A 12,231-nucleotide genomic window follows, 5' to 3' on the forward strand; every position below is an offset into this window, starting at 1 on the left:
TGCCATGAAGGAAGGGACCCGAGTTCTCGTCGGTCTTGGCGCTGGACTCGCCTGCGGGATCGCGATCGCCGCGTCACACAATCCGCATCTCGCCGATGTCGTGACGATCATCGCGCCAATTGGCGTTCTCTGGATCAACGCCATCCGGATGACGGTGATTCCCCTCGTCATCGCGCTGCTGGTGACCGGCGTGGCGTCGGTATCGGATGTTCGCACCATTGGACGGATCGGCCGCCGCACCCTCCTCACCTTCCTCGCACTCCTCCTCGGCGTCGCCGTGGTCGCCGTCCCGCTCTCGGCACTGGTCTTCTCATGGTGGCCGGCATCTTCCGGGACACCGCTGGCGATACCGGCGGGCGCTGCCGAAGCTGCCGGTCAGATCGCCACGAGCGGCCCGCCACCGACCTTCATCGGCTGGCTGGAGACGTTGATTCCGGTCAATCCGATCGCGGCGGCGGCACAGGGCGCGATGCTGCCGCTGATCGTTTTCACCCTCCTCCTCGCCCTCGCGATCGCGAAACTCGGCGGCGACGCCCATCGAACGCTGCTGGGATTCTTCCGCGCACTGAGCGACGCGATGCTGGTGATGGTGCGCTGGGTGGTGGCGCTCGCGCCGATCGGCATCTTCGCGCTGATGCTCCCGCTCGCCGCCCAGGGCGGCGCCGGAGTCGCCGGCGCGCTCGGCTTCTACGTCGTCGCCTACTCGCTGATCACCGTCGTGATGATCCTCCTCCTCTATCCCGCGGTGGCGATCGCGGCGCGCGTGTCGATCACCCGGTTCGGCCGGGCGGCGCTTCCGGCGCAACTGATCGCGTTCTCGTCCTCGTCGTCGCTGGCATCGTTGCCCGCGCTGGTCGAAGGGGCCGAGGGCGAGCTCGCAATACCGGATCGCGTGACCGGATTCGTCCTGCCACTCGCCGTTTCGATTTTCAAGATTGCGGCACCGGTGTCGTGGCCGATCGGGACCCTCTTCGTGGCACACTTCTACGGCATTCCCCTGCACAGCCGCGACCTCGTGACGGTGGGGCTCGCCGGGGTCTTCCTCGCGATGGCAGCACCGGGCGTTCCGCGCGGAGCCTTCCTGATGCTGGCACCCCTCTTCTCCGCGATCGGACTGCCGGTCGCGGGGATCGGCATCCTGATCGCCGTCGACGCGATCCCCGACCTCTTCGCCACCGTGCTCAACGCCACTGGCGATATCGTCGCGACCACGATTGTCGCGAGATACGAAGCGCCCCCCGCAAACACTCCGAGCCCGGTGTCATCGCAACGCGCACCATCGTGACATGACGGCTCCCGCTGCTTGCGGACGTATGGGATAGAGGTAGCATCATGGCACTCGCCGCCTGGATTCCGCCCAGCGGCAGCCCCTCCACATCCCCAGGCATCCGAATGTCGACCGCCCGCCCAGCATTGTTGATCCTCGCCACGACCGCGATCGCGGTTCCCGGCCACCTGCCCGCGCAGTCCGTGCTCGATCGGGCACGCAAGGCGGCCCAGGATGCGGCGAATGCAGGGTCGAAGGCTGTGTCGCAGGAGGTCAATCGGCAGGTCAACAGCGCCGTCGAAAACGCCGCCGAAGAGAACGTCGCCGACGGATCGTTCAGCGCCGTCCTCTCCCCGTGGGTCTCGAGCGACGGCACGAAGCAGGTGCAGCTGGCGCGCTATTCCGGGTCGGCCTTCGTGGCGACCACGGCGGCCGGGCGGCAGATCATCCTCTGCGATGCGCGCGGGCTCCTGCCGTGGCAGGTCACCTTCGCGATCTCGAACGCGCCGCCGAGCGCCGGCGGTCGAGGCGGCGGCGCGTCCGTCGGAGGTGGCCCCGGTCAAAGCAGCACGGCTGGTCGGGGAGCAGCTCCCGCGGGCTCAGCCGGGCGCGGAGCCGGCAACGCAACTGGCACCGGACCGACTGCCGGCGCCGGCCGCGGCAATGGCGCCAGCGACGGCGGAGCCGCGAGTGGAGCACCGGTTCGCGGCGCTGCGACGCCGAACGCCGGTGGGGCGCGAGGTGGCGGGCGAGGTGCCGGCGCCGGAGGTGGACGCGGCGGCAGTGGTGCGACGGGCAATGGGAGCGGAGCCGGAGACAGTGCCGGCACTGGCTCGCCCGGCCGCGGCGGTGGCGCACCGAGTCCGACCGTTGCACCATCGGCGAGCGAGCGCGATTACAAGTTTCCCACGACCCAGATCACTCTGACCTTCCCACCCTCGGGAGCCGCTCGACCCGGCAATCCGAGCCAGGGATCGTTCCGCGTCGCCGACGTCTCCGAGACCGCAGTCGCCGGCGGAGCGACCATCCGTTTCGCGCAGGCGACAATTCCCGGGACGAAGGGGCCGCAGGTCGTCGACTTCGGCGTGGCGTTCAAGGCGCGAGCCCTTCCGACAGGACAGGCAACCAGCGGGTGCTTCGCGCCCGGGACCCCTGGCGCTCAGGGACGCGGCACCGTCGCGACCGGCGGGCGCGGTGCCCCGGCTCAGAGCAACTCCATCGCGCAGCCGACTGGCGGTACGGCCGCACCCGTCGCGAATCCGGCGGTCTCAGGCACTGCGCCGACAGTCGCGACGCCACCCGCCACAGGCCCGGTCTTCGCAGCCGGCGACGTCCTCACGCCGAAGATCGACAACATCAAGCTGCTCAAGGAATCGAACGACAGCGCCGCCGTCGCGACGACGCTCAAGAAGGGCGACGAACTCGTCTACCTCGGCGATGATCAGAACGGCTTCGCCCACGTGCAGGGCTCGGCCGCGGAGGGGTGGGTCAAGAAGGTGCTGCTCACCAGGCACGGCAGCTGATGCGAACGCCGGGACTTGAACCCGGATGGGGTCTCCCCCGCCAGCTCCTAAGGCTGGTGCGTATACCATTCCGCCACGTTCGCCGGTCGGCAGGAAGTTAGCGCCGGGCCCCGCCGCCGGTCTCGCGGCGATCGGCCTCCTGCCGCGCTATCTTTTCCCCCGACTCAACCACGTGGATCAATGACGATGCAGGTCTCTCGTAGATGGATCGCTCCGGCAATTGCAGCTGTGACGCTGCTCACCGCGTGTGGCGACGCCCGTCTCGACAAGCTCGCGCTCGGCATCTCGAAGGATTCCGCAGCCTCGGTCATCGGCTCGGCGCCGCATCGCAATCTCAGCTACCTCACCGCCGGCAGGACCTGGGACGTGCAGTTCTATTCCCGGAGCGACGTCGCCGGAACCGACTCGATTCCGTGGCGCAAGATGAGCCCGGTGATCTTCATCAGCGGCAAGAGCGTTGGCTGGGGTTGGAGCTGGTGGGGGAAGACGGCGAAGAAGCAGGGAATCGCGATGCCGCAGTAGTTGCCTGGTTCGCGATCCGTTGTTCGCTCGCCGGAAACAGAGCGCCCGCCAGTGCATCACTGGCGGGCGCTCTTCATTCGATCGTGCAGCGGCGATCAGTGGATACGGAACCGATCGATTCGGGTGGTCGGCTTCTTGTCCGGACCCACGCTCGTCAATTCCAGCGTGACAATATTGTGGACTGCGCCGTTCAGCGCCGCCTTGAGGTCGGCCTCGTTCCTGACCGGCTTCCCTTCGATCGCCGTGATCACGTCGGCCGTGCCGCATTGCTGCTGCTGGACATCTTCGGCACTGCAGATCGTGTGCGTTGACGCCACCGAGCCATCCACCACGCTGTCGATCAGCAGCCCGCGGACCGTGTTCGGCAGACCATCCTGCTCGGCCGTTGCAGCGGTGAGGGGTTCGGTCACCAGGCCGAGCATGCTCTTGCTCGCGGTGACCTCGGTGGTCTTCGGCGAATCGGGCGACGCCGACGCATCCGCCACGTTGGTCGGCTGGTCAACGCTCGTCAGCTTGACCGAGACGCTGTGCTTGCCGTCCTTGCGATAGAGCTCGACCTTGACCACGTCGCCCGGACGGCGGAAGCCGACGATCTGCTGCAACTGCGACGTGTAGTGCACCGGCTGGCCGTCGATCGAGACGATCACGTCACCCGGTACGATCCCCGCGGCCTTCGCCGGCGAATCAGAGCCCGAGTACGACTCGATCCGCACGCCGGAGATCGACGGGAGGCCGAGGTAATCGGCGTCCTCGCCGTTGGCATCATGGACGTACACACCCAGCCCTGCGCGCTCGACGCGGCCGCGGGTGACGAGCTGGTCCATCACCTTGCGTGCGAGATCGATCGGTACCGCAAAGGCGTAGCCGGTGTAGTAGCCGGTCTGCGACGCGATCGCGGCGTTGATCCCGATCACTTCGCCGCGGACGTTCACCAGCGGGCCGCCGGAATTCCCCTTGTTGATCACCGCGTCGGTCTGGATGTAGTCCTGGATCAGCTTGCCGTTGTCGAAATCGCCGAGGGCGAGATTGGCGCGGCCCTTGGCGCTGACGATTCCCTGCGTCACGGTGAAGGTGAGGTCGCCGCCAAGCGGGTTACCGATCGCCAGCACCCACTCGCCGACGCGCGTCGCATCCGACGAACCGAGCGCCGCCGGGGTGAGCCCCGAGGCGTCGATCTTGAGGACGCCGATGTCGGTGTCCTTGTCGGTGCCGACGATCTTGGCGGTGTATTCACGGCCGTCGAGCAGGCGAACCGTCACCTTGCTCGCGCCTTCGATCACATGGTTGTTGGTGAGGATGTATCCGTCGCTCGACACGATGAATCCCGACCCGCTGCTGTGCTCCAGCTCGGGTGGCTGGTCCTGCCGGCGACGCTGCTGCAGCTGTCCGCGAGGAACCAGCTGCTGAAAGCCCGGGGGAAGCTGGCTCATTATCTCTGACTGGTCGTCCGCGCTCATCGGCGATTCTGACTGGATGTAGACAACGGACGGGCGCACCGCATCGACAACCGCCGCGTACGCATCGCTCAGATCAACCAGGGCGCGCGCCGCCGGAATCCGCGGGGCATCGACCTTGACGATCGGAGTGTGAGCAGCGCGTTCCTGGGCGAGGCCGGTGCGAGGGAAATCAAGAAGCCCGGCGAAGAAGAGGCCGAGCACAAACGCGAGCGCCACGAGGGCGCCAAACTTGATCCAATTTCGCGAACGCGTGGACATGATTCCTTTTCCGATTCAGGGTTTCGGGTGCATCACCGGGCGTCGTGCGACGCCCGGCCTGACGACTCGAATAATACGTTGATGCGTGAGGAATCGTTCCGGTCGCGCCGCAATCAGCGGCGTGTCACTTCTTTTCCTCGTCCACTATCTCGTAGTCCGCCTCGACCGCGTCGTCCTTCGGAGGCGCCGATTGCGTCCCCTCCCCACCCGGAGGCGGTTCGGAGCCGCTTGCCGACGCATTTTGATAGAGCGACGCGCCCGCGGCGGAGTACGCCACGTTCAGTTCATCCAGCGCGGTCCGGATTGCTGCGGAGTCGCCGGTCCGCAGGGCATCCTTCCCCGCCTGCACCGCCTTGTCGAGCCGCTCCTTGGCATCCGCCGCCAGGCGATCGACCCACTCCTTCGAATCCTTCTCGACCTTGTAGACCAGCCCGTCGAGCTGGTTCCGCGTCTCGATCTCCTGCCGCCGGTCCGAATCGGCCTTGGCGTTGGACTCGGCCTGCTTGACCATCTTGTCGATATCGGCATCTGACAGCCCGCTCGACGCCTCGATCCGGATCTTCTGTTCCTTCCCGGTCGTCTTGTCCTTCGCCGAGACGTGCAGGATCCCGTTGGCGTCGATGTCGAACGTCACCTCGACCTGAGGCATCCCGCGCTGTGCCGGCGGAATCCCCGTGAGCTGGAACTTGCCGATTGTCCGGTTGTCCTGCGCCATCTGCCGCTCGCCCTGCAGCACGTGGATCTCGACCGTCGTCTGATTGTCCTCGGCCGTCGAGAAGACCTCCGACTTCTTGGTCGGGATCGTCGTGTTCCGCGGAATGAGGACCGTCGTGACGCCACCCAGCGTCTCGATCCCGAGTGACAGCGGCGTTACGTCGAGGAGGAGGACATCCTTGACCTCGCCGGCCAGAACACCGCCCTGGATCGCCGCACCGATCGCGACGACTTCGTCGGGATTGACCGAGCGATTCGGCTCCTTGCCGAAGAACTCCTTGACGATCTCCTGGATCTTCGGAATGCGCGTCGACCCGCCGACGAGAATCACTTCGTCGATTTCGCCCGGCTTGATCCCGGCATCCTTGAGCGCCTGCTCCATCGGCGGAATCGTCCGCTTGATCAGGTCGTCGCACAGCTGCTCGAACTTCGCCCGGCTGAGGCTCAGGTTGAGGTGCTTCGGCCCCGACTGATCGGCCGTGATGAACGGCAGGTTGATGTCGGTCTGCGAGGTGCTCGACAGCTCCATCTTCGCCTTTTCCGCGGCTTCCTTGAGGCGCTGCAACGCCATCGGATCCTTGGACAGGTCGATCCCCTGGTCGCGCTTGAACTCGGTGACCAGCCATTCGATCAGCCGCTCATCAAAATCGTCGCCGCCCAGGTGGGTGTCGCCGTTGGTCGACTTGACCTCGAAGACCCCTTCGGCGAGTTCGAGCACCGAGATGTCGTACGTCCCGCCGCCGAGATCGAAGACCGCGATCTTTTCGTCCTTCTTCTTCTCGAGGCCGTAGGCGAGTGCCGCCGCCGTCGGCTCGTTGATGATCCGCAGCACTTCGAGGCCGGCGATCTTCCCGGCATCCTTGGTCGCCTGGCGCTGGGCGTCGTTGAAATACGCCGGAACGGTGATCACCGCCTTGTCGACCGTCGCGCCGAGATAGTCCTCGGCGGTCTGCTTCATCTTCTGGAGGATCATCGCCGAGATCTCGGGCGGGGTGTACTTCTTCCCCGCGATCTCGACCGAGGCGAGCCCGTTCTGGCCGGCCTCGACCTTGTATGGAACGCGCTTCGTCTCCTCGGTGATCTCGTTCATCCGGCGCCCCATGAAGCGCTTGATCGAGAAGACGGTCTGCTTCGGATTGGTGACAGCCTGCCGCTTCGCCACCTGCCCGACGAGGCGGTCGCCGTCCTTGGTGAATGCCACGACCGACGGGGTCGTTCGGCCCCCTTCGGCGTTGGGGATCACGACGGGGTCGCCCCCCTCCATGACTGCGACGACGGAGTTGGTGGTGCCGAGGTCGATCCCGATGATCTTCGATGCCATGAGTTTGATTCTCCTTGAGGTCCCCGGAATGGCCGATTTGGCCTGATGGAGACGATCGCGCGGGTCTAAAGCAACGCTCAGGCCGCAAGATTCCGCCAGAATGGCACAAACTCTCCCCTCCAATGGTCCCGGGAGCCGTTCGCGGATACCTTTGCCCTGCGGCCGGACCGCGCCGCTCTCTCATGGATCAACCGACCCCCATCCCCCCTCGGCCGGGAACGCAGCCACTCGTTTCAGTGGTGATTCCCTGTTACGCCCAGGCGCATTTCATCGCCGACGCGCTCGAAAGCGTCTTCCGGCAGACCGTGCCGGCCGCCGACGTTGTCGTCGTCAACGACGGAGCGCCAGACACCGCGCTCCTCGAACAGGTGATCGCGCCCTACCGCGACCGGATCATCTACGTCCGGCAGGAGAACCGCGGCCTCTCGGCTGCACGGAACGCGGGACTGACGCGCACCCGCGGCGAATTTCTCATTTTTCTCGACGCCGACGACCGGTTGCTCCCCAACGCCATCGCTTCAGGGGCTGCGGCGCTCGAATCGAGCCCGCGTTGCGGTCTCGTCTGGGGCCTTCGCCATGTGATCGATGCATCCGGAACCCGGATGCGATTTGACGCAGGCCGCATCTCCGACACCGAGCGGTACATCGACCTCCTCCGCACCAACATCGTCGGCCCGCCGGTCGGGGTGATGTGGCGGCGATCGACGCTCCTCACGGTTGGCGGTTTCGCGGAGGACCTTCGCTGCGGTGAGGACTACGACGCGTATCTCGCCATCGCATGGGTGAGCGAGATCCGTTGTCATGGCGAGACAGTCGCCGACTATCGGCTGCACAACGCGAACATGTCGAGCAATCACCTGCGGATGCTCGCTGCCGTCGGCGAGGTGTACACGCGACAGGCGCGACGAATTGGTGCCGATCGTGCCATGCGGCGCGCGCTCAGGGCGGGATGGAGCGACATCCATTACCGCTACGTCTGGTTGCCGCTTCTCGACCTGCTCCACCGCTACACGCTCGAACGGAAGGCCTGGCGGGCGGCGCTCCTCTCGGCGCGCCTCCTCTGCCGCTATCCGTTGCGCTTCACTCCGATTCTGCTGCGCCACGTTCCGAAGGCGATGAGGCTCATCCTTCGCCTCCGGAGCGCGACCGATGCTGATCAGCGGCCGAGCAGTTCGGGGATCACGCTTCCGTCGACGCCCGTCATCTCGACGCCGAGCAATGCGGAGAACGTCGGCGCCAGGTCGAGCGTCAAGACGATGCGATCGAGCTGACCTGGGGCGATTCCGGGTCCGCACGCGATGAACATTCCCTCCGGCGTGTGTTCGCCGGTACGGCAGTAGGCGTTGGCCAGCGTGAGCAGTCCGACGCGAGGCGAAAACGCCTGGATCGTCGATGCGGCGCCGTCGCCAACGGCACTCGATCCGACCGGACGCGACAGATCCCACTCCACCAGCAGATCGGGAAGGTCCTCGAGATACTCGCCGTCGAAGAGTTCGCGGGTGCGAAGGACTCGGCGCACGATCGGTTGCTTCGTGTCGGGGTCGACGAGTTCGAGAAGTTGCGCGGTCAGTTCGTCGGAGAAAGCATCTGCTTCGCTGCCGCGAGCGAGCGTGCCGAGTGGTTCGCGGCCGATCAGGTTGAGCCGGATCCCGCCCACCAGCGGCCCCATGTCGGCATGAAAGCAGCGCGACCGCTTCGGATCGATCGGCAGCGGCGTGTCCCGGTTGAGCACTCGCGTCCCCACCTCCGCGCGGAACTCGTAGAACGGCCGGCGGATCGACTCGGGGATCAGGTGGTAAATCGTACGTACGGCGCGCGTGAATCGCTCTCCGATCGTCAACGACGCCGCCGGCTGCTCGCTTCCGCGCGGCGTGCTCGCGCCGAGACCGGTGAGGATCGCGGGAAGAAGCCGGCTATATCCGGTGTAGTGCGACATCCCATGCAGCGTGACGACGACGATGGTGGTGTCCGGGCGCGCATCCGCGACGACGGCGCCGATCGCGGCGTCGATCGCCACATACGCCGATCGAAGCAGGTCGCCGCTGACAGCTTCGACCGCCGGATCGAACGCGGGGTGATGAGGATCGTGGAAGTGCCAGAGTTGATGACCGGCGCAGTGCGCCTCGTTGAAAACCTGGATCGCGAAATCCCACGGCGCATCCGCCATCAGCATTCGTGTCAGTCGCGCGCGCGACGTGGCGCCGTGCACCAGCTCGCCGGCGAAGTGCTGGTATTCGGCGAGCGTGCGATGCGCGGCGTCGCACGGCGCGGGGGCAGGGTGGTTGCCGATCGTGGTGAGAATGCGCGTCGCGAGCTCTGACGGCATGGTCTGCAGGCCGAAGATCGCATCGTGGCTGCACCACTCGACGACCTGCCGCCCGCGCAGTGCCGGTGAAAGTCGCGAGAGCGGGACATCGAGCACCAGGACGTCGTGTCCGGCGTCGCTCAGCGTTTCCCAGAGCGCCTTTCGCCGTCCGAATTCCGCGGCGCCCATCGCTCGCGTCCGATAACTCCCGGTCTGCAGCTGCTGCAGCCAGTAGATCCCATGCTGCGCGGGATTGCAGCCGGTGTAGAACGACGGCCAGGTGGAACCGGTGTGAAACGGCCAGATTGCAGCCAGATCGCCGCGCAGGCCGCGAGCCTCGAGCCGGGCGAGATTGGGGAGAGTGCCATCGGCTGTCCACCGCTTGAGGAGCGCGGGAGACGCAGCGTCGATGGCGAGAACCATCAGCCGTTGTGTATCGGGCATCGCATGCTCCCAGGGTGTTCCCGCCGGACTGCCTGGTGCAATATGGGCGGAGATCCGACGAACTGTTGCCGCGAAAGGGGGGATTGATGGAAGTCGACGCGCGCACCATGCCGGACCGATCGACGATCGACGCCGACCTCTGCATTGTCGGCGCAGGTGCCGCGGGATTGGTCCTTGCTGCTGCACTCATCGACAGCGGTCTGCGCGTGGTGCTCGTGGAGAGCGGGCAGCACACCATCGATGCGGAGACGGATGCGCTGAACGATGCCGACTCGATTGGCGACTACGGCGAGCTCCGGAATACCCGGGCGCGTGGCATCGGCGGGACGACGCATCGATGGAACACCGGAGTAGGCGGGGAGCCGGGGGCCAAGTACCTCCCGCTCGACGAGATCGACTTCGAACGCCGCGCATGGGAATGGAGCGGCTGGCCGTTCGCGCGGGACTATCTCACGCGATACTACAGCGACGCGCAGGCGATCTGCGGCCTAGGTCCGTTCGAGTACACGGCGGAGCGCTGGGCCGGCGACGCCGCGCTGCTGCCGTTTCGCGACAGCGGACTCCACACAGCAGTCTATCAGTACGGCACCGCGTCGGCGTTGCGAGACGCGCGCAGGTCCCTGATTGCGGCGTCGACATCGGTCCAGCTGCTGCACGGCGCGACAGTGACTGGATTGGTTCGCGCGAGCGATACCGGACCAGTCACCGCGATGCGATGGAGCACGCTCTCCGGAACGACCGGAATGGTGACCGCGTCACGCTTCGTCCTCGCCGCAGGGGCCATCGAGAACGCGAGACTGCTCCTCCTCTCGGCGACCAACGCGCGGCCGTGCGCCGACTGGGTCGGCCGCGGCTTCATGGAGCACCCGATCGACCATTCGCTCGAATTGCATTCGAAGGAACCCGCGCTGGAGGGCGACAGCTCGTTCTACCAGCCGCATCCGGTTGACGGCGCTCCCGCGGTGATGGGACGGATCGCGCTGGCGCCCGATCTCCTGCGCGAATTGCAGCTTCCCAACGCGAGTGTTCGGCTGCAGGCTCCGGCGGATCCGGCGATTCTGTCGAGGCCGGCGTCTCGCGGCATGGCGCGCCGGCTGGTGCCGTTCCGGGGAGCGCGGCGGGTGATCGGCAACGTGGTCCGCGGGATCAGCGGGTCGGCGGGGAAGATGCGCGGGGCGCACTACCGGCTTCTCATCGACCTGGAGCAGCTTCCACACCGAGACAATCGCGTCGTACTCGCGAACGATGTCGATCGCTTCGGGCTCCGCCGTGCGGCGTTGCATTGGAATTGGCGGGAGCGCGACGAGGCGCATCGGGTGCGGATCCGGGCGGCGATTGCGCGGGAACTGGAGCGGGCCGGGGCAGGGCGCACCACCGAGCATCCTGACCGGCCGATCGAGCCCCAGGCGCATCATCACGCCGGGACGACGCGAATGCATGACGATCCAGCGGAGGGGGTGGTCGACGCGAACCTGCGGGTGCACGGCGAAGACGGGCTCTATCTGCTTGGGGCATCAGTCTTTCCGACGGCAGGGGTCGCGAATCCGACGCTGACGGTGGTCGCCCTGGCGCTACGGCTCGCCGAACATCTGAAGGGCTGAAAGCGGCTCCAAAGAGCTTCTCACGGCGATTCGCGACCTTCTCATCCCCGATCGCGTCCTTCTCATCCTCAATCGCGTCCGACTTCGGCTGCATCGCGACCTTCTCGTTGGCTTGAAAGCCCTTTGCACGCCCGTTCGACCCGACTTCATCGCGATTCGCGAGCTTCTCATTTCGCTTCACGCTCATTGCATGGCGATTCGCGCGCACTTCATCCCGCTGAAAGCCCTTTGCATGGCCATTCGCGCCGACTTCATCTCGATTCGCGAGCTTCTCATTCCGCTTCACGCTCATTGCATGGCGATTCGGGCGCACTTCATCCCGCCGAAAGCCCTTTGCATGGCCGTTCGGGCCGACTTCATCTCGATTCGCGAGCTTCTCATTCCGCGTCACGCTCATTGCATGGCCGTTCGCGCTGACTTCATCCCGATTCAAGCGCTTCTCATTTCAATGCAAGCTCTTTGCATGGCCGTTCGCGCCGACTTCATCTCGATTCGCGAGCTTCTCATTCCGATTCACGCTCATTGCATGGCGATTCGGGCGCACTTCATCCCGCTGAAAGCCCTTTGCATGGCCGTTCGCGCCGACTTCATCCCGATTCGCGAGCTTCTCATTCCGCTTCACGCTCATTGCATGGCGATTCGGGCGCACTTCATCCCGCTGAAAGGTCTCTTCACGGCCATTCGCCCTCACTTCATCCCGCAGAAAGCTCTTTGCATCTCGATTCGACCCCGACTTATCCCCTGTCAGGTCCGTTCTCGCCGCCATTTCCCCGCGCTGGCGGCTTTGTAAGGGATCTGCGGGCACCCGCGTCCCCCTTG

9 protein-coding genes and 1 tRNA gene are annotated in these 12,231 nt (G+C 65.9%); 6 read left to right on the top strand and 4 right to left on the bottom strand.

All coding sequences use genetic code 11. The features are described from left to right. Nucleotides 1–4: 4 nt before the first annotated feature. Together VGM20_00380 and VGM20_00385 are read left to right on the top strand one after the other, a co-directional pair. Nucleotides 5–1,285 carry a cation:dicarboxylase symporter family transporter gene (locus VGM20_00380; GenBank protein ID HEY4099311.1) on the top strand — a complete coding sequence of 427 codons (1,281 nt, stop codon included), beginning with the start codon at nt 5–7 and terminating at the stop codon, nt 1,283–1,285. 107 nt (nt 1,286–1,392) lie between these two features. Beyond that, a complete protein-coding gene (locus VGM20_00385) occupies nt 1,393–2,790 on the top strand; it encodes a hypothetical protein (GenBank protein ID HEY4099312.1) in 1,398 nt (465 codons plus the stop codon). On the opposite strand, the gene VGM20_00390 is transcribed toward VGM20_00385, so the two are convergent. After that, nucleotides 2,791–2,873 (bottom strand) — tRNA-Leu (locus VGM20_00390). A gap of 145 nt (nt 2,874–3,018) precedes the next feature. On the opposite strand from VGM20_00390, the gene VGM20_00395 reads away from it, so the two are divergent. Then, complete coding sequence (locus VGM20_00395) at nt 3,019–3,312, top strand: hypothetical protein (protein HEY4099313.1); 294 nt, start codon at nt 3,019–3,021, stop codon at nt 3,310–3,312. A 95-nt stretch (nt 3,313–3,407) separates the two neighbouring features. Here VGM20_00395 and VGM20_00400 read toward each other — a convergent pair whose 3' ends face one another. Beyond that, complete coding sequence (locus VGM20_00400; protein HEY4099314.1) at nt 3,408–5,027, bottom strand: trypsin-like peptidase domain-containing protein; 1,620 nt, start codon at nt 5,025–5,027, stop codon at nt 3,408–3,410. A gap of 124 nt (nt 5,028–5,151) precedes the next feature. Continuing rightward, nucleotides 5,152–7,062 carry a molecular chaperone DnaK gene (gene dnaK / locus VGM20_00405; GenBank protein HEY4099315.1) on the bottom strand — a complete coding sequence of 637 codons (1,911 nt, stop codon included), beginning with the start codon at nt 7,060–7,062 and terminating at the stop codon, nt 5,152–5,154. Between the two features lie 236 nt (nt 7,063–7,298). Here dnaK and VGM20_00410 point away from each other — a divergent pair, with 236 nt between their 5' ends. Further along, complete coding sequence (locus VGM20_00410) at nt 7,299–8,333, top strand: glycosyltransferase (GenBank protein ID HEY4099316.1); 1,035 nt, start codon at nt 7,299–7,301, stop codon at nt 8,331–8,333. Here the strand turns inward: VGM20_00410 and VGM20_00415 are convergent. Continuing rightward, nucleotides 8,219–9,811 carry an alkaline phosphatase family protein gene (locus VGM20_00415; GenBank protein HEY4099317.1) on the bottom strand — a complete coding sequence of 531 codons (1,593 nt, stop codon included), beginning with the start codon at nt 9,809–9,811 and terminating at the stop codon, nt 8,219–8,221. The two genes, VGM20_00410 and VGM20_00415, sit on opposite strands and share 115 nt — an antisense overlap. 65 nt (nt 9,812–9,876) lie before the next feature. Between VGM20_00415 and VGM20_00420 the strand changes: the two genes are divergently transcribed. Together VGM20_00420 and VGM20_00425 are read left to right on the top strand one after the other, a co-directional pair. Continuing rightward, on the top strand, nt 9,877–11,412 hold the full coding sequence (locus tag VGM20_00420; GenBank protein ID HEY4099318.1) for a GMC oxidoreductase: 1,536 nt from the start codon (nt 9,877–9,879) through the stop codon (nt 11,410–11,412). 190 nt (nt 11,413–11,602) lie between these two features. Further along, nucleotides 11,603–12,202, top strand: a complete 600-nt coding sequence (locus VGM20_00425; protein ID HEY4099319.1) for a hypothetical protein — start codon at nt 11,603–11,605, stop codon at nt 12,200–12,202. The last annotated feature ends 29 nt before the right edge of the window (nt 12,203–12,231 follow it).

Source organism: Gemmatimonadales bacterium (genome assembly GCA_036500345.1).
GTDB lineage: Bacteria > Gemmatimonadota > Gemmatimonadetes > Gemmatimonadales > GWC2-71-9 > Palsa-1233.